Origin of the sequence: Dactylosporangium siamense, from assembly GCF_016862795.1 — a bacterium.
Taxonomy (GTDB): Bacteria; Actinomycetota; Actinomycetes; order Mycobacteriales; family Micromonosporaceae; genus Dactylosporangium; species Dactylosporangium siamense.
Genome location: NZ_BONQ01000021.1, coordinates 50950 through 66969 on the forward strand (window position 1 = coordinate 50950; position 16020 = coordinate 66969).

The 16020-nt window shown below is 69.3% G+C and carries 18 protein-coding genes and 4 tRNA genes; 21 read left to right on the top strand and 1 reads right to left on the bottom strand.

Going from position 1 to position 16020, the window contains the following annotated elements; translation table 11 throughout:
• The first annotated feature begins 45 nt into the window (after positions 1 to 45).
• The 4 genes from Dsi01nite_RS06170 (at position 46) to Dsi01nite_RS06185 (ending at position 4036) form a co-directional block, all read left to right on the top strand.
• The gene (locus tag Dsi01nite_RS06170; RefSeq protein WP_203845056.1) at positions 46 to 1560 is read left to right on the top strand and encodes an NADH-quinone oxidoreductase subunit N; all 1515 of its coding nucleotides are present in this window, start codon (positions 46 to 48) and stop codon (positions 1558 to 1560) included.
• 74 nt (positions 1561 to 1634) lie between these two features.
• Positions 1635 to 2507: a zinc metalloprotease HtpX gene (gene htpX, locus Dsi01nite_RS06175; protein ID WP_203845057.1), complete on the top strand. Its 873-nt coding sequence runs from the start codon at positions 1635 to 1637 to the stop codon at positions 2505 to 2507.
• 87 nt (positions 2508 to 2594) lie between these two features.
• Positions 2595 to 3800: an MFS transporter gene (locus tag Dsi01nite_RS06180; RefSeq protein WP_239135723.1), complete on the top strand. Its 1206-nt coding sequence runs from the start codon at positions 2595 to 2597 to the stop codon at positions 3798 to 3800.
• Positions 3801 to 3886: 86 nt separating this feature from the next.
• Positions 3887 to 4036 (top strand): hypothetical protein, encoded by a 150-nt coding sequence (locus tag Dsi01nite_RS06185; protein WP_203845058.1) that lies wholly within the window; start codon positions 3887 to 3889, stop codon positions 4034 to 4036.
• Positions 4037 to 4040: 4 nt separating this feature from the next.
• Here Dsi01nite_RS06185 and Dsi01nite_RS06190 read toward each other — a convergent pair whose 3' ends face one another.
• Positions 4041 to 4535 (bottom strand): YajQ family cyclic di-GMP-binding protein, encoded by a 495-nt coding sequence (locus Dsi01nite_RS06190; RefSeq protein ID WP_203845059.1) that lies wholly within the window; start codon positions 4533 to 4535, stop codon positions 4041 to 4043.
• A 100-nt stretch (positions 4536 to 4635) separates the two neighbouring features.
• On the opposite strand from Dsi01nite_RS06190, the gene Dsi01nite_RS06195 reads away from it, so the two are divergent.
• The 17 genes from Dsi01nite_RS06195 to rplL all read left to right on the top strand — a co-directional run bounded on the left by Dsi01nite_RS06195 (position 4636) and on the right by rplL (position 15684).
• Positions 4636 to 4716, top strand: a tRNA-Tyr gene (locus Dsi01nite_RS06195).
• 372 nt (positions 4717 to 5088) lie between these two features.
• The gene (locus tag Dsi01nite_RS06200; protein ID WP_203845060.1) at positions 5089 to 5400 is read left to right on the top strand and encodes a hypothetical protein; all 312 of its coding nucleotides are present in this window, start codon (positions 5089 to 5091) and stop codon (positions 5398 to 5400) included.
• A gap of 439 nt (positions 5401 to 5839) precedes the next feature.
• Positions 5840 to 8371 carry a putative bifunctional diguanylate cyclase/phosphodiesterase gene (locus Dsi01nite_RS06205; protein ID WP_239135724.1) on the top strand — a complete coding sequence of 844 codons (2532 nt, stop codon included), beginning with the start codon at positions 5840 to 5842 and terminating at the stop codon, positions 8369 to 8371.
• A 278-nt stretch (positions 8372 to 8649) separates the two neighbouring features.
• Positions 8650 to 8722, top strand: a tRNA-Thr gene (locus Dsi01nite_RS06210).
• 34 nt (positions 8723 to 8756) lie between these two features.
• Positions 8757 to 8829, top strand: a tRNA-Met gene (locus Dsi01nite_RS06215).
• Between the two features lie 99 nt (positions 8830 to 8928).
• Positions 8929 to 9096 (top strand): 50S ribosomal protein L33, encoded by a 168-nt coding sequence (rpmG, locus tag Dsi01nite_RS06220; RefSeq protein WP_033357682.1) that lies wholly within the window; start codon positions 8929 to 8931, stop codon positions 9094 to 9096.
• 73 nt (positions 9097 to 9169) lie between these two features.
• Positions 9170 to 9616 carry an FAS1-like dehydratase domain-containing protein gene (locus Dsi01nite_RS06225; RefSeq protein ID WP_203845061.1) on the top strand — a complete coding sequence of 149 codons (447 nt, stop codon included), beginning with the start codon at positions 9170 to 9172 and terminating at the stop codon, positions 9614 to 9616.
• 1 nt (position 9617) lies between these two features.
• Positions 9618 to 10016: a MaoC family dehydratase gene (locus Dsi01nite_RS06230; RefSeq protein WP_203845062.1), complete on the top strand. Its 399-nt coding sequence runs from the start codon at positions 9618 to 9620 to the stop codon at positions 10014 to 10016.
• Between the two features lie 122 nt (positions 10017 to 10138).
• Positions 10139 to 10211, top strand: a tRNA-Trp gene (locus Dsi01nite_RS06235).
• 175 nt (positions 10212 to 10386) lie between these two features.
• Positions 10387 to 10857, top strand: a complete 471-nt coding sequence (gene secE / locus Dsi01nite_RS06240; RefSeq protein ID WP_203845063.1) for a preprotein translocase subunit SecE — start codon at positions 10387 to 10389, stop codon at positions 10855 to 10857.
• A 53-nt stretch (positions 10858 to 10910) separates the two neighbouring features.
• Positions 10911 to 11621 (top strand): transcription termination/antitermination protein NusG, encoded by a 711-nt coding sequence (gene nusG / locus Dsi01nite_RS06245; RefSeq protein ID WP_203845064.1) that lies wholly within the window; start codon positions 10911 to 10913, stop codon positions 11619 to 11621.
• A 131-nt stretch (positions 11622 to 11752) separates the two neighbouring features.
• Positions 11753 to 12184, top strand: coding sequence for a 50S ribosomal protein L11 (rplK, locus tag Dsi01nite_RS06250; protein ID WP_203845065.1), 432 nt, complete (start codon positions 11753 to 11755; stop codon positions 12182 to 12184).
• An 89-nt stretch (positions 12185 to 12273) separates the two neighbouring features.
• The gene (gene rplA, locus Dsi01nite_RS06255) at positions 12274 to 12999 is read left to right on the top strand and encodes a 50S ribosomal protein L1 (protein WP_203845066.1); all 726 of its coding nucleotides are present in this window, start codon (positions 12274 to 12276) and stop codon (positions 12997 to 12999) included.
• Positions 13000 to 13059: 60 nt separating this feature from the next.
• A complete protein-coding gene (locus Dsi01nite_RS06260) occupies positions 13060 to 13779 on the top strand; it encodes an ATP-binding cassette domain-containing protein (RefSeq protein WP_239135725.1) in 720 nt (239 codons plus the stop codon).
• Entirely contained in the window at positions 13776 to 14465 is a 690-nt protein-coding gene (locus tag Dsi01nite_RS06265; protein ID WP_203845068.1) for a hypothetical protein, read from the top strand. The genes Dsi01nite_RS06260 and Dsi01nite_RS06265 overlap by 4 nt, the downstream gene beginning before the upstream one ends.
• A gap of 235 nt (positions 14466 to 14700) precedes the next feature.
• Complete coding sequence (gene rplJ / locus Dsi01nite_RS06270) at positions 14701 to 15264, top strand: 50S ribosomal protein L10 (RefSeq protein ID WP_203845069.1); 564 nt, start codon at positions 14701 to 14703, stop codon at positions 15262 to 15264.
• A gap of 39 nt (positions 15265 to 15303) precedes the next feature.
• On the top strand, positions 15304 to 15684 hold the full coding sequence (gene rplL, locus Dsi01nite_RS06275; RefSeq protein WP_203845070.1) for a 50S ribosomal protein L7/L12: 381 nt from the start codon (positions 15304 to 15306) through the stop codon (positions 15682 to 15684).
• Positions 15685 to 16020: the final 336 nt, after the last annotated feature.

The following is a 16020-nucleotide window of genomic DNA, read 5'->3' on the forward strand; positions in this document are numbered from 1 at the left end:
TTCTGGCCAGTTGGCCGGCTCCGGGCCGGCCGGGGAGGTCGGGCGATGAGGATCGACCAGGTCGCGCTCCTGCCGACGTATGTCGCCGCGGCCACCGCCGTGCTCGCCCTGCTCGTCGACCTGCTCGTGCCGGGCCGGCGCGGCGCGGTCATCGGGGCGACCGCGTTCGGCCTGGCCGCGACCGCGGCCACCGCGATCGGCGTCGGGCTCGGTCTCGGCGACGCCGGGCGGCGCACCGCCTTCTGCTTCGGGCCCGACCAGTGCTCGCTGGTGTCGGACCCGGCGGCGGCCGCCGTGGGTGCCGCCTTCGCGGTCCTCGCCCTCGGCGCCCTCGCCCTGTCGGTGCCGCTGCTGCGCACCGGCGAGGTGCCCGTCGGCGAATACTGCTTCCTGCTCGCCTGCTCGCTGACCGGCGCGGTCGTCCTCGGCGGCGCCCGCGACCTGATCACGCTGATCGTGGCGCTCGAGACGCTGACCCTGCCGCTGTATCTGCTGGTCGGCATCAGGCGCGGCGCGGCCACGGGTGCCTCCGCCGCCGTCACGTTCTTCGTGGTCAGCGTCGTGTCGACGGCCGTGGCCCTGCTTGGCGCGGGGCTCGTCTACACCGCGACCGGCGGCCTGCACCTCGCCGACATCGCCCACGCCGGCGCGAGCGCGCCCGAGCTGCGCCCACTGCTCAAGGTCGGCATGGTCCTGCTCCTGGCGGGCCTGGCGTTCAAGGTCGCCGCCGTCCCCGCGCACGCCTGGGCGCCGACCACCTATGACGGCGCCCCGCTGCCCGTCGCCGCCTACCTGTCGACCGCATCGAAGCTCGGCGGCGTCGTCGCCCTGCTCCTCGTCGGCGTGGTCGCCGGCGGCCCGGTCCTCGCCACGTCGGGCCTGACCCTCGCGGTCCTCGCCGTGCTCAGCATGACCGTCGGCAACCTCGTCGCCCTCCGGCAGCGGCGCATGGTCCGCCTGCTCGCCTGGTCGTCCGTGGCCCAGGCCGGCTACCTGCTCGCCCCGCTCGGCGCGCTCCTGGCGTCCGGTGGCCGCACCCCCGACGCGATCGGGCTCGTCGTCGCGGCGACCGTCGCCTATGCCCTCTTCTACGTCGTCCTGGAGTTCGCCGCCTTCGCCGCCGTGGTCGCCGCCCGGGGCAGCACCGACGGCGGCGACATCACCGACTACCGCGGCCTGGCCCGCCGCTCGCCGTGGGTGGCGGCGGTCCTGGTGATCGCCTTGACCGGGCTCGCCGGCCTGCCTCCTGGCCTGGCCGGGCTGTTCGCCAAGGTGGCCGTGGTCCGTGCCCTGCTCGGCGGTGACGCGGCCTGGCTGGCGGTCGTGGTCGCGCTCAACGCGGTCATCGGCCTCGCGTACTACGTCCGCGTCGTCGCCACCCTGTTCGCCGCTCCCGCAGCGGCACCGCTTCCGCCGGATTCCGCTGCTCCGGCTTCTGTGGGTGCGCAGGTGCGGGTCGGGTGGCCGGTCGGGGTGGCTGTCGGGGTGGCCGCGGTCGTCGCGGTGCTGCTCGGGTTCGCCCCGCAGGGAGTTCTCGAGCTCGCCGCGTTCTTCCGCTGATCCCACCCGCGCGTTCAGGCAGCTCACAGCTGGCTGGGGGAAGGGGCGCGGCGGCCCGCGGTGTTGTAGAGGGTATGCAGCACAGGCATCTCAACGGTCTCAAGACGGCGGCCCTCCTGGGGCTGCTGACCTCGCTGATCCTGCTTGTCGGCTACTGGCTCGGCGGTAGCACCGGTCTGGTCATCGCCGTATTCCTGTCGCTCGGCATGAACGCGTTCAGCTACTTCTACTCCGACAAGCTCGCCCTGCGCGCGATGAACGCCCAGCCCGTCACCGAGGCGCAGGCACCCGACCTCTACGCGATGGTGCGGGAGCTGGCCACGTCCGCCGGGCAGCCCATGCCCCGGCTGTACGTGAGCCCGACCATGCAGCCCAACGCCTTCGCCACCGGCCGCAACCCGAAGCACGCGGCCGTCGCCGTCACGCAGGGCATCCTCGGCGTCCTGACCCCACGCGAGCTGCGCGGCGTCATCGGCCATGAGCTGTCCCACGTGTACAACCGCGACATCCTCATCTCCAGCGTCGCCGGGGCGCTCGGCGGCATGATCACGATGCTCGCGCAGTTGGCCATCTTCCTGCCGCTCGGCGGCTCCTCGGATGACGACGACGGCCCCGGCATCGGCGGGCTGCTGCTGATGCTCATCCTCGGTCCGCTCGCCGCGACCGTGATCCAGCTGGCCATCAGCCGCAGCCGCGAGTATCAGGCCGACGAGTCCGGCGCGCGGCTGACCGCCGACCCGCTCGCCCTGGCCAGCGCGTTGCGCAAGATTCATCGCGGCACCCAGGCGCTGCCGCTGCCGGCCGACGGCCAGCTCGCCAGCCAGGCCCACCTCATGATCGACAACCCGCTCCGGAGCGGGGGGATCGCCTCGCTGTTCTCGACCCACCCGCCGATGGAGGAGCGGGTGGCCAGGTTGGAGCAGATGGCGGGCGTCACGCATCGCTGACGCGGAAAACCTGATCGGTTGACGGGAGCCTGCCGTTAGGATCGGCAGGCTCTTCACCCGTTACCGAGATCGAGATGAGGCACGGCGTTGCGGCAGTACGCGGCGGTATGGCGGCTTCCCGGTGCGCCCGTTCTGCTGGTCGTCGGCGTGCTCGCCCGGCTCGGCATCGGCATGGTCTCGTTGTCGCTGCTGCTGCTCCTGCAACAGACCACCGGTCGCTACGCGCAGGCCGCCGCCGCATGCGCCGTCTACGCGCTCGCCGGTGCGGCCGCCAGCCCGGTCGCCGGACGGCTCGCGGACCGGATCGGCCCGGCCCCGGTGCTGATCGTCACCGGCGTCGCCCACCCGCTCGCGCTCGGACTGCTGATCGTCGTCGCGCTGCGGGAGGCGCCGCTGCCCGTGATCGTCGGTGCGGCCGTCGCGGCCGGTGCCACGTTCCCGCCGCTGACCGCCGCCGTGCGGGGCACCTGGAACGCGCTGACCGCCGACCTGCCACACGTGCGGGTGACGGCGCTCGCGGCCGAGACGGCACTGTTCGAGATCGTCTTCGTGGCCGGCCCGATGCTGGTCGCGCTGTGTGTCGTGCTGTGGCAGCCCGCGGTCGCGCTCGGCGCCGCCGCCGGCATCACCCTGCTCGGCACGCTGGTCGTCGCCCGTGGCCGGGCCATCCGGTCGTGGCGGCGGCACGCGGACCACACGAACGCCAAGGGCCTCGGCCCGCTGCGGGTCCCCGGCTTCGCGCCGCTGCTGGTGACCGCGCTCGCCCTCGGGTTCGCGTTCGGTGGCATGGGGGTGGCCGTGCCCGCGTACGCCACCGCGTACGTCGAACACGACCCGGAAGGCGTCGGCGGGCTGCTGCTCGGCGTCTGGGGCATCGGCAGCGCCGCCAGCGGCATCTACTTCGGCACCCGCCCGCCGGGGCGCCTCGGCTGGCTGCTCGGCGGGGTGGCCGCCAGCATCCTGGTGCTCGCCGCGATGCCCAGCGCGCTGGCGCTCGGCATCGCCCTCGTCGTCGGCGGCGCCACCATCGCGCCGGCGCTCACCGTGCAGAACTCCCTCGTCGGGCAGATCGTGCCGGGTTCGATGCTCAACGAGGCGTACACCTGGCTGGTGACCGTCTCGGTGGCCTCCAGCGCCGCCGGCGTCGCCGCCATGGGCCTCGTGGTCGACCGCCCGGGCGGCGTCGTCTGGGCGTTCCTGCTGGCGGGCACCGCCGTCGGCTTCGGCGCCCTGGTGGCGGCCAACCCGCGCGGTGCGATCGCGCGGGCCGCCACGCAGGCATCACCCATCTGAGTCCGTCACTTGCCGGTGCCGGCCCGCCACGCAGGCGTCACTCAGATGAGTGATGCCAACAGCACGTCCGTGTAGGGTCACGCCTCATGGCAATGCCGATCGACGCCGTGCTGGCAGACCCCGATCACCGGGAAGTGCCCGACACCGAGATCTGTGACACCGACAGTTTCGTGCTGATCCGTGCCGAGGAGACCCCCGAGCGTCCCGAGCGGCGCCCACCGGCCCGCCGGGACTGACGCGTCACCGGTAGTTCGTGAACTGCAGCGCGATCCCGAAGTCCTCGCCCTTGAGCAGCGTGATGACCGCCTGCAGGTCGTCCTTCTTCTTGCCGGTCACGCGCAGCTGATCGCCCTGGATCTGCGCCTGGATGCCCTTCGGCCCCTCGTCGCGGATCTTCTTGGAGATCTCCTTCGCCTTGTCCGACTCGATGCCCTGGACGATCTTGGCATCGATCTTGTACGTCTTGCCGGACGCGCGCGGCTCGCCCGCGTCGAGTGACTTGAGCGAGATGTTGCGCTTGACCAGCTTCTCCTTGAAGACCTCGAGCGCCGCGACCACGCGCTCCTCGGTCTCCGCCTGGAGGCTGACCGTCTCCTCCCCGGCCCACTTGATCTCAGCGCCGGTGCCGCGGAAGTCGAACCGCTGCCCCAGCTCCTTGTCGGCCTGGTTGAGCGCGTTGTCGACCTCCTGCCGGTCGACCTTGCTGACGATGTCGAACGAGGGTGCCGAAGCCATGGCAGATGCTCCTGAGATGCGGTCGGTTGGCGGTTGCGGGCGTGCCGAGGGTACCCGTTTGCGTTGCCCCCGGGGCGTACCGCTATTCTTGCTTGCGCCAGGCGGGTTGCCCGAGCGGCCAATGGGAGCGGACTGTAAATCCGTCGCGAAAGCTACAGAGGTTCGAATCCTCTACCCGCCACTGGCAGGACAGTAAGGCCCCCGAGTAGGAGAAACTCCGCTCGGGGGCCTTACTCGTTGGTCCACTCGGTCTCACCTGGACCAACCGAAGCTCACCCGTCGCGGTGAAGTGCGACGCCCGAGCTGAGGGCGCTCGCCGAGGTGGCGGACCTTGTTCACGTTGAGTGGCGGAACGGTCGGCCGGCTTGACGACCAGGGAACGGTGTCGCCGTGGGCTGGCGCCGGGTCGTCCGTAGGTCGTGGATCGGCCGGCGTCCAGGGCCGCAAACCCTGATACGGGGAGCGGTCTGCCGCTGGTTGTGTCGCCACGCTACTGGTTGAGCCGTGCCTCGAAGTCCCCGAAATTGTCGTACACCCGTTCTAAGATGTACTCATGAATGAGCGGCAGTGGTGGAACGGGCGGTGGTCCCGGCTCGTGCGGCGGGACGTCTTCGTGCGCAACGCGGCCGACGGCCGGTGGCAGGTCGAGCTCCGGCGAGGGGGACCCGAGGGGCGGCTGCGGGTGCGGTCGTTCGGATCCGAGCAGGACGCGGTCGGTTGGATCGAGTCGGCCGTGGTCGACCCTGAGGCCGGCTGGCGGGAGATCCGCGACGCGACGATCCTGTCCGTCAGGAAGCGGGGAGCGTCCAGATCTGACGCCAAGCGGCGCGGAAAAGTTGCGCAAGACCTGGATCGGGCGGGCTGATATAGCCGGACCGCCACTGTCGGAATCGGCCGAAAGGTCGATTCTTACGCACGCGTGCGCCATCCTCGCCGCTGCACTGTCGGTTGCTGCGTTGACTGTGGCAGGATCGTGGGTATCCATACGGGACCCTGATGTCACTGCGATCGCATGGGAGCGACATGATGCGAGACACGACGCTTGGTCGGTGGATGACACGCTTGGCGGTGACGGTCGGCGTGGGAGCGGCAGCTCTCGGTTTATCGGCCACCGTGGCCCAGGCGAGTGTTACAGGCAGTGAGGCATCCTCGGTGAAACTGGCCAGCGTCGCGCACGCGATCCAGGTGAACGCTGAGCCCGTCTTTGTCACCGAAAGCTGGGACTGGGGCTAGGAAGGACCGGACCTCCGCTGCGCGGCGGCGGACGGTTCGTCAGGCCCCATACCCGAAGGATTGGGGAATGGGTGCCCGCTCCGAAAGCTCCAGTCAGTCGCTCTGAGAGTCACGCCTGGCTGATCACCGGCCCTCTGTTCCTGCTCGGCGCGCTGCTGTCGCTGCCGATCCTGCTTTCCGACCGGACGTATCCCGTCGGCCATCTTGGCTACGCGCTGGCGCTGCTGGCGCTCGCCACGCTCGCCACGCCGTTGGAGCTGCGCTTCGACATCCGGCGTCAGGCGCTGATCACTCGGATGAACGACGTTCCCATCGTTCTGGCGCTCTTCTACCTCTCGCCCTGGCTGGCCATCTTCGTGCGGGTCACCGCCGGGCTGCTGTGGAACATCTTCGGCGCCCGCATGAGCGGGCCCAAACTGGTGTTCAACGTGGCCAGCCACTTCGCGAGCATCGCGACCGCCAACCTGATCGTCTTCGAGTTCGGCCTGCACGGTGGTGGGTCACCGCTGACCTGGCTGGTGCTCGCCGCCGCGGCGCTGGCCGGCAGCGTGGTCACCCTGGCGGCCATCGCGGGTGTCATGGTGCTGCTGCAGGGTGTGTCCCAACTCCCGCAGTTCCTGAAGTCGTCGGTGCCGGGCTTCGCTGTGATCGGCGTCAACATCGTGTTGGGCCTGGTCATGCTCCTGACGCTGGTGGCCAGCCAGTGGGGGGCGCTGCTGCTGGTCGCGCTGGCGATCGTGCTCTTCGTCCTGTACCGCTCCTACACGCAGTTCTTCCGCCAGCACCGCAATCTCACCGAGATGTATGCGCTGACCCGGGACATCGCCGCGACCAACCACGACGGCACGCTGCCCGATGTGTTGCTCGGCCGGGTGCGGGCCCTGCTGACCGCGGACTCGGCGACCCTGTGGCTGCCGGGGTACGGACGCCACCACGAGGTCATGTTGTCCTCCCGGTTCGACTATCCGGGGCTGCTCGACAGCGCCACCACGCCCGATCTGTTCCGGCAGCTGGCGATGCGCACCGGGCAGACCGTCATCGCCGGGCCCAAGGCGGGAGCGCCGGAGCTCCAGTCGGCGTTGCAGGAGGCGCAGGTCAAGGACGTCGTCGTCGTGCCGCTGCGGTCCAGTGGGGTCGCGATCGGCACCCTGGAGGTCGCGGGGCGCCTCGGGGACAAGGTCGTGTTCGGCAAGGAAGACGTGCAACTGCTCGAGACGGTGTCCGTCCAGGTCGGCGCGGCGGTGGAGAACAGCAGGCTGGTCGATCGGCTCCAGTTCGACGCCAACCACGACGCGCTCACCGGCCTGGCGAACCGGCGGCGGATGCTCACCGCGCTCGGTGAGGCGATGACCGGCCGCGGCCCGCGCGAGGTCGTCGCCGTGCTCCTGTTCGACGTCGTCGCGTTGCAAGAGGTCAACGAGTCGCTGGGGCACGGCGCCGGCGACCAGGTGCTGATCCAGGTCGCGAAACGGCTTCGAGGGCTGGCACCGCAAGGTGCGCTGGTGGCCCGGGTCGGCGGGGACGAGTTCGCGGTCGAGCTGCGCACCGCCAGCGCCGAGGCCGCCGCCGCGGTCGCTGAGACGCTGCGGGCGGGGCTGCGTGACCGTATGGTCATCGACTCGCTCACCGTCGACGTCGACACCAACGTCGGTGTGGCGATCTACCCCGACCACGGCACGGAGCCGGAGGCGCTGCTGCAGCGGGCCGTCGTGGCCACCTCCGTGGCGAAGTCCCGGGGAATCGTGCAGATGTTCAACGCGGGCCTGCAGTCGCGTTCGGTCCGCCGGGTCGGGCTGGCCGCAGATCTTGAGGCCGCGCTCAACACCGGAGAGCTCGAGGTGTACTTCCAGCCCAAGGTCGCGCTCAAGGACCGGCGACTGGTCGGCGTCGAGTGTCTGGCCCGTTGGGAGCACCCCGTGCACGGGCAGGTCGCCCCGCCGGACTTCGTCTCCGTGGCCGAGCACACCGGCCAGCTCTCCCGGCTCAATGGCGTGGTCCTCCGCGAGGGCATCCGCAGGGCCCGTGAATGGGCCGACGCGGGCCGTTCCCTCACCGTCGCGGTCAACCTCTCGGTCCGCACGCTCAACGACGCCGATTTCCCGTTACAGGTGTCGGAGCTGCTGCAGGAGCACGGGGTGCCGGCCGACCGGATCATCCTGGAGCTGTCCGAGGAGGAGCTGCTCGCCAGCGGGCGCGGCATCCCCGCGCTGAAGCGTCTCCGTGACCTCGGCGTGCGGCTCTCCGTCGACGACTTCGGCGCGGGCCGGTCCTCGTTCGCCGACCTCAGCCGCCTGCCGGTGCAAGAGGTCAAGATCGACCGGACCTTCGTGCAGGGGATGGCCACCGCGCCGAGTGATCTCGCGATCGTGCGGACCGTCGTCGACATGGCCCGCCACTTCGGCCTCGCCGTCGTCGCTGAGGGCGTTGAGAGTGAACTCACACTCGGCCTGCTCGAAGACATGCACTGCGACATGGGCCAGGGCTTCCTGTTCAGCCGTGCGCTGCCCTACGAGCGCTTCGAGTCGTGGCTGCAGATCCAGGCCGACGCCGACCCCACCGTCGCCCCTGCGGGCGAGGTTCGCTGGCTGCGCGCCGTCCCGTAAAGGCACGTAAAGGCCGTCTCGTAAGGGGCGTCGCGTACAGGGAGGCCACAGCGACGCTGAAGCGGCCTGGGCGCTGCGATGCGCCGGCGACGGTCACGATCCGAGCGGCATCGCGAAACACCGTCGTGGGCAACCGGCCCACGGCGGGAACCGGCCCGCACGACACGCCGGAACGGGCGTCATGAGCTGGGCGGATATCAGTTCGGGGAAGTCGATTTCGTGCCACGGCGAGGGCCGTGTACGCTTAGCGAGCGCATGTGCGGGATCGCACTTGACGCGCCCCCTTAGCTCAGTCGGCAGAGCGTCTCCATGGTAAGGAGAAGGTCTACGGTTCGATTCCGTAAGGGGGCTCGAGAGACCGGGCTTGAGTCATCGAGTCCGCCGCGGCGGTGTAGCTCAGATGGTAGAGCAAGCGGCTCATAATCGCTGTGTCGCCGGTTCAAGTCCGGCCACCGCTACAGAAGCACCACAGAGATCGCCGATTCGGCGACTGCCAGTGTGAGCCGCTATGCTCGTTCGCTGGACCTGAACCCCGCTCTGAAGGAAGGCACTTCGCCATGGCCAAGGCGACCGACGTTCGTCCGAAGATCACGCTGGCGTGCACGGAGTGTAAAGAGCGTAACTACATCACGAAGAAGAACCGCCGCAACGACCCGGACCGCATCGAGCTGAAGAAGTTCTGCCCCCGGGACGGCAAGCACACCGTGCACCGCGAGACGCGGTAACCACACCACAGCCTCACCCGAAGCCCCGGCCCAGCGGCCGGGGCTTCGTCGTCGAAACGGTAAGTTGCACAGCATGCCGTTGGATCAGTCGTTCATGGGTCGGGTGTATCCGCCGACCCCGCCCTATGAGGTCGGCCGGGAGAAGATCCGGGAGTTCGCCGACGCGGTCAGCGCGAGCGACCCCGTGCACCGGGATCTCGCCGAGGCGCGTGCCAAGGGCTACAAGGATGTGATCGCCCCGCCGACGTTCGCGATCATCCTGAGTCAGAACGCCGGGCAGCAGCTGGTCGAGGACCAGACGTTCGGGCTGGACTACAGCCGGGTGGTGCACGGCGGGCAGACGTTCCGCTACGTGCGGCCGATCGTCGCCGGCGACCACCTGGTCACGGTGATGGCGGTGGAGGAGATCAGCAGCCGTGCCGGGCACGCGTTCCTGACCACGCGGCACGAGGTGTCGACCGTCGAAGGTGAGCTCGTCGTGACGATCTGGACCCGGCTCGTGGTCCGTGGGGAGGGCTGACATGCAGGTCGGCACCGTGTTTCCGCCGCAGACGTTCCAGGTGACCCGCGCCGATCTGGTGCGGTATGCGGGGGCCTCCGGCGACTTCAACCCGATCCACTGGAGCGACCGCGTCGCGACGTCGGTCGGTCTGCCGGGTGTCATCGCGCACGGCATGCTGACGATGGCCCTGGCGGGTCAGGCGGTTGCCTGTTGGGTGGGTGGCACCGCGGCGATCGTCGAATACTCCACCCGCTTCGCCAATCCGGTGGTGGTTCCTGACGACGACAAAGGCACCGAGATCGTGGTGAGCGGGGTCGTGAAGCGGGTAGGTGAGGATGGTGTCACGCAGGTCGACATCACCGCCACGTGTAACGGGGACAAGATTCTCGGCGCCGCGAAAGCCCTGGTCAGGGCGTAGGAGGCGGCACAGTGGAGGGGGGTGGTTGGGATATCCCACCCGAACCCGTACACTGGTCGCCCGTGGGGTGAGCAACCTCTCGGTGCCCTTGAACAGGGGTCCGGGAGGCGCGATCACCACGAAGGGGTGTGGCTCAATTGGCAGAGCAGCGGTCTCCAAAACCGCAGGTTGCAGGTTCAAGTCCTGTCACCCCTGCGCCGAAGGCCTGACCTGGGTCTGGGGTGCCCGATCCGCCGATCGGGTCGCAACCTCCAGCGGTCACGGGTTGGTCCCGCCGAGTGCCGCCGGCTCTTCGCCGGTGGCCTGGTTGGGCGGATCCGCGGGCCACTCATCGGACCGAGCACTCGCGAGATCACGGAAGAGGGCGAAAGTGGCCGAACGCAGGCGACGCGGGACCAACCCCGCCGACGATCGCCGTGACGAGGAGCTCACCGCCGAGGACGCGGCCATCGAGGAAGAGTTCGCTGACGAGCTCGATGAGCTCGACGACGACCTCGGCGATGACGTGGACGCCGATGAGGACGACGAGGACGACGACGGCAAGCCGGTCCTGACGAAGTCCAAGGACGCGAAGTCGAAGTCCAAGGACGTCAAAGAGTCGGACAAGAAGAAGACCAAGGTCAAAGAGGGCAGCTCGAACAACATCTTCGCGCGGCTCATCAACTTCGTCCGCGAGGTTGTCGCCGAACTGCGTAAGGTGATCTGGCCGACCCGCAAAGAGCTGACCACTTACACGGTCGTTGTCGTCGTGTTCGTGATCGTGATGCTGACGATCGTGGGTGGCCTCGACTACCTGTTCGCCAAGGGCGTCCTCTGGGCCTTCGGTAACAAGACGGAGTAGTCCACATCGGACCGGCCGCAGACGCGAAGAGTTGACAGACGGAAGTGAGCAGCGTGCAGGAATTCGACGAGACCGCCGGGACCGACGACGAGCAGCATGAGGAAACGTCGACGGTGATGACGGCCGCCACGCCGAGCACGGCCCCCGAGCCGGCGGCGGCGACCGACGCCGAGGACCCCGTCGCCGAGCTGCGTGCCGCACTGCGCTTCGCGCCCGGTGATTGGTACGTGGTGCACTCCTACGCCGGTTACGAGAACAAGGTCAAGACGAATCTCGAGACCCGCATCACGAGTCTCGACATGGAAGAGTTCATCTACCAGGTCGAGGTCCCGACTCGTGAAGAGGTCGAGATCAAGAACGGCAAGCGCACCCAGGTGCAGAACAAGGTCTTCCCCGGCTACATCCTCGTCCGGATGGAGCTGACGGCGGAGTCCTACTCTTGCGTGCGCAACACGCCAGGTGTCACCGGTTTCGTCGGCGCGACGGACCGGGCGGACCGCCCGGCGCCGCTGTCGCTCGACGAGGTCCTCAAGTGGCTCGCCCCGGTGGTGCAGCAGGAGGGCAAGAAGGCCGGCAAGCCCGAGGTCAAGGTCCTCGACTTCGAGGTCGGCGACTCGGTCACCGTCACCGACGGCGCCTTCGCCTCGCTTCAGGCCACGATCAGCGAGATCAACGCCGACCAGCAGAAGCTCAAGGTCCTGGTCTCGATCTTCGGCCGGGAGACCCCGGTGGAGCTCAACTTCAACCAGGTCACGAAGATCTAATTCGTCTGCGGTACGCTTGAGCGTCCGGCCAAGTGCCGGGCGCTCAGTCGTGCGCAGCGGCGATCGCCGGGCCGGGCATCGACATGTCCGGTCAGCACGAATCATTCCAGCCCAGGAAGACGAAAGCAGCCATGCCTCCGAAGAAGAAGCTCGTCAAGACCTTCACGCTTCAGTTGCCGGGCGGCCAGGCCACTCCGGCGCCGCCGGTCGGCCCCGCGCTCGGTCAGCACGGTGTGAACATCATGGAGTTCGTCAAGGCGTACAACGCCCAGACGGAGTCCCAGCGCGGCGACATCATCCCCGCGCAGATCAGCGTCTACGAGGACCGGACGTTCACGTTCATCCTCAAGACCCCGCCCGCCGCCCGTCTGCTGCTCAAGGCCGCCGGCGTGCCGAAGGGTTCCGGCGTCCCGCAGAAGGACAAGGTGGGCTCGATCACCAAGGCCCAGCTGCGTGAGGTCGCCGAGAAGAAGATGTCGGACCTGAACGCCAACGACATCGAGCAGGCCGAGAAGATCATCGCCGGCACCGCCCGTTCCATGGGCATCGTCGTCAAGGACTGACCGAGCCGCTCGCAACGCAAACCAAAAACTCAAAACACGTGGGAGGGCGTAGCCAAACGCCCGCACGATCACCACAGGAGTAAAGCGAGATGTCGCAGCACGGCAAGAACTACCGCAAGGTCTCGGACCTTGTCGACCGCAACGCGCTGTACAGCCCCATCGCCGCGGTGAAGCTGGCCAAGCAGACCACCACCGTGAAGTTCGACCCCACCGTCGAGGTGGCCATGCGGCTGGGTGTCGACCCCCGCAAGGCCGACCAGATGGTCCGTGGCACGGTCAACCTGCCGCACGGCACCGGTAAGACCGCCCGCGTCATCGTCTTCGCGCAGGGCGCGAAGGCCGCCGAGGCCGAGGCCGCCGGCGCCGACGCGGTGGGCACGGACGAGCTCGTCGCCCGGATCCAGGAAGGCTGGCTGGACTTCGACGCGGCGATCGCGACCCCCGACCAGATGGCCAAGATCGGCCGGATCGCGCGGATCCTGGGCCCGCGCGGCCTGATGCCGAACCCGAAGACGGGCACGGTCACGATGGACGTCACCAAGGCGGTCAACGAGATCAAGGGCGGCAAGATCACCTACCGGGTGGACAAGCACTCCAACCTGCACCTGATCATCGGCAAGGCGAGCTTCTCCGAGCAGCAGCTGGTGGAGAACTACGCGGCGGTCCTCGACGAGGTCAACCGCAACAAGCCGAGCGCGGCCAAGGGCAAGTACCTGAAGAAGATCTTCATCACCACCACCATGGGCCCCGGCATCCCGGTCGACCCGAACCGCACGCGCAACCTCCTCGAGGACGACGCGAACGCGGAGGCGTAAGCAGCAGCACCACGACGGCGGGTCCCCGGTGGGGGCCCGCCGTCGTCTATGTTCGGGGACGTGCACCTGCGCGAGGTCTGGTTCCGATACGCCCGCAAGGCGGCGTGGACGTTGCACGACGTGGACCTCGAGCTCGGGCCCGGTGAGACCGCCGTCGTGCTCGGCCCCAACGGCTCGGGCAAGTCGACCCTGCTGCAGCTCGCCGTCGGCGTGCTCCGGCCCGGCAGGGGTGTCGTGACGGGCCGTCCGGACGTCGTGGGCTGGGTCCCCGAGCGGTTCCCGGCCGACCAGCCGTTCACCGCCCGGGCCTACCTCACCCACATGGCGGCCGTCCGGGGCGCCGACCGGGACGCAATCGACGAGTGGGCCGATCGCCTCGATTTCGCCGGGTTCCTGGACGTGCGCCTGAGCCGCCTCTCCAAGGGCTCCGCCCAGAAGGTCGGCCTCGTGCAGGCGCTGCTGAGTCCGCCCGGCCTGCTCGTCCTCGACGAGCCCTGGGAAGGGCTGGACGCCGCCACCCGCAAGCAGGTGCCGGCCATCGTCGCGGACGTCGTGGGCCGCGGCGGGCGGGTCCTGATCAGCGATCACCTGGGCGAGGTGTCGAGGCTGCCGGCGGCCCGCCGCTGGCACGTCCGCGACGGCCGGGTCACCGAGGGGGAGCGTCCCACGGTGAGGCGGAGCATCATCGAGCTCGCGGTCGCGGCAGGGCACGCCGACCGCGCGGTGGCGAGGCTGCGCGCCGACGGGTTCGACGTCCTCGGCATCCGGGAGGAACGGTGACGGCACTGGTCAGGATGCGGCTCGCGGGGTTCCTGCAGACCGGCCGGGCCGCCGCGCCGCTGCTGGCCGCTCTGGTCGTGCTGTCGATCCTGTACGGCGGGGGACAGGCCCAGGCCGGCGAGGCCTACGGGGTGTCCGCCGCGATCCTGTTCGGGGTCCTGGCCTGGCAGACCAAGATCCTGCTGGACGTGGAGCCGGACGTGCAGCGCCGGCTCGGCCGGGTCGCCGTCGGCCCGGCCCGCGAGGCCACCGCCGGGCTCGTCGCGGCGCTGCTCGCCGGCCTGCCGGTGATCCTGGTCGCGATGGTGCTGCCGTGGCTCGTCGGCGGCGTCACCGGCCCCCAGAAGGCCGGCGACCCGCCACTGCCCGAGGGGATCGCGCTCGGCCTGTGGGCGCACCTGCTGCTGCTCCTGCCCGCGGTCGCCCTGGGGGCCCTCGCCAGCCGGGCGGTGTCCGGTCAGGCGGCCCGTGGCCTGGCGATCCTCGTCGGTGGCGTGGTCATGGCGATCGTGCTGGGCCTGAAGAGCTTCCCGGCACCGTGGCTGGCCCCACCGCTGATGACCGCGGCCCGCGACACGGTGGGCGGCACGGACCTGGCGCACGTGCTCGTCACCACCGCCTGGGGCGTCCTCTGGGCCGGGGCCGCCGTCGCCGGGTACGCCCACCTGCGCCGCGACCGGCCGTGATTTGGTGACACACGACGCGTCAAGTACAGTTCCAATCGAAACCCGAAGACCGCTGGTCATATCCGCGTGAGCGGATGTCGAAGGCTCTGCGTCAACGCAGGCGACCCGCGCAGGGCCGGACAAGCGCTGCCGACTGATGTCGCTCCGCCCCGTGCGCCCCTGCGCCGGGGCGTTTTTCGTTGCAGCGGGCAGGCCCGAGAGCGTGGCCAGCACCGTAGCAAGAGAGAGGAGGGACATGGCGGACAAGCCGGTTCGAGATGACAAGGCCACCGCGGTCGCGGAGCTCACCGAGAACTTCCGGGGCTCGACGGCCACCGTGCTGACCGAGTACCGCGGCCTGACCGTGGCGCAGCTCAAGACCCTGCGCCGCAACCTGGGCCGCGAGACCACGTACGCCGTCGCGAAGAACACGCTCGCGAAGCGTGCCGCGACGGACGCGGGCATCAGCGGACTCGACGATTTGTTCTCCGGTCCTACCGCGCTCGCTTTCGTCTCCGGCGACCCTGTCGAGGCGGCGAAGAGCCTCCGCGAGTTCGCGAAGGCCCACCCGCTGCTCGTCATCAAGGGCGGCGTTTTCGAGGGCAAGGCCATCAGCGCGGACGAGGTCCGTCGCCTGGCCGACCTGGAGTCCCGTGAGGTGCTGCTGGCCAAGCTGGCCGGCGCGATGAAGGGCAGCCTGAGCAAGGCGGCCGCGCTGTTCCAGGCGCCGCTGTCGAAGGCCGTCCGCACCGTCCAGGCTCTCGCCGACAAGCAGGAATCCGGCAGCGCGCAGGAAGCCGGCAGCGACGCGGCCGAATAGGCCCGCGCTCCACATCACTTTTCGAAAGGAAACGCCAACATGGCGAAGCTGAGCACCACGGAACTCCTGGACGCGTTCAAGGAGATGACCCTGATCGAGCTCTCCGAGTTCGTGAAGGAGTTCGAGACCACCTTCGACGTCACCGCTGCTGTCGCCGTCGCGGCCGCCGGCCCCGCCGCCGGTCCCGCGGTGGAGGAGAAGGAAGAGCAGTCGGAGTTCGACGTCGTCCTTGAGGGTGACGGCGGCAAGAAGATCCAGGTCATCAAGGTCGTGCGTGAGCTCACCGGCCTGGGCCTGAAGGAGGCGAAGGACCTCGTCGAGGCCGCGCCGAAGGCCGTCATCGAGAAGGCCAACAAGGAGACCGCGGACAAGGCCAAGGCCAAGCTCGAGGCCGAGGGCGCCAAGGTTACCCTCAAGTAACTTTTGCACCGAAGCGAGGGGCGGCGCCGGGCATCCGGTGGCCGCCCCTCGTCGCGTCCGAAGACCTGCCGGATGTAAGGACCCAAGATCTAGGGGTGGGCACCACAACACCTTGTGATCGGAGTGCGAGATTTCCGTCACGGTGGCCCGACGCGCGTGGGAACCCTTGACGCGATGACCAGCGGGCAGGCACGCTAATCAGGCACTGCCTTTCCGCGGACGCGGCGGCCGGTGGCCCGACAGATGTGCCCCGATCCTTCTTGGGTCTGGTTCAGCGCACATCGACCGATGAGCCCCAGGCCACGACCGACGCGAGCGGCTCGGCCGGTGGAACAA

What these genes read in the sequence shown, in the direction of transcription:
- Dsi01nite_RS06170 (WP_203845056.1), top strand. Translation starts at nt 46, where the DNA reads ATGAGGATCGACCAGGTCGCGCTCCTGCCGACGTATGTCGCCGCGGCC.
- htpX (WP_203845057.1), top strand. Translation starts at nt 1,635, where the DNA reads ATGCAGCACAGGCATCTCAACGGTCTCAAGACGGCGGCCCTCCTGGGG.
- Dsi01nite_RS06185 (WP_203845058.1), top strand. Translation starts at nt 3,887, where the DNA reads ATGGCAATGCCGATCGACGCCGTGCTGGCAGACCCCGATCACCGGGAA.
- Dsi01nite_RS06190 (WP_203845059.1), bottom strand. Translation starts at nt 4,535, where the DNA reads ATGGCTTCGGCACCCTCGTTCGACATCGTCAGCAAGGTCGACCGGCAG.
- Dsi01nite_RS06200 (WP_203845060.1), top strand. Translation starts at nt 5,089, where the DNA reads ATGAATGAGCGGCAGTGGTGGAACGGGCGGTGGTCCCGGCTCGTGCGG.
- rpmG (WP_033357682.1), top strand. Translation starts at nt 8,929, where the DNA reads ATGGCCAAGGCGACCGACGTTCGTCCGAAGATCACGCTGGCGTGCACG.
- Dsi01nite_RS06225 (WP_203845061.1), top strand. Translation starts at nt 9,170, where the DNA reads ATGCCGTTGGATCAGTCGTTCATGGGTCGGGTGTATCCGCCGACCCCG.
- Dsi01nite_RS06230 (WP_203845062.1), top strand. Translation starts at nt 9,618, where the DNA reads ATGCAGGTCGGCACCGTGTTTCCGCCGCAGACGTTCCAGGTGACCCGC.
- rplK (WP_203845065.1), top strand. Translation starts at nt 11,753, where the DNA reads ATGCCTCCGAAGAAGAAGCTCGTCAAGACCTTCACGCTTCAGTTGCCG.
- rplA (WP_203845066.1), top strand. Translation starts at nt 12,274, where the DNA reads ATGTCGCAGCACGGCAAGAACTACCGCAAGGTCTCGGACCTTGTCGAC.
- rplJ (WP_203845069.1), top strand. Translation starts at nt 14,701, where the DNA reads ATGGCGGACAAGCCGGTTCGAGATGACAAGGCCACCGCGGTCGCGGAG.
- rplL (WP_203845070.1), top strand. Translation starts at nt 15,304, where the DNA reads ATGGCGAAGCTGAGCACCACGGAACTCCTGGACGCGTTCAAGGAGATG.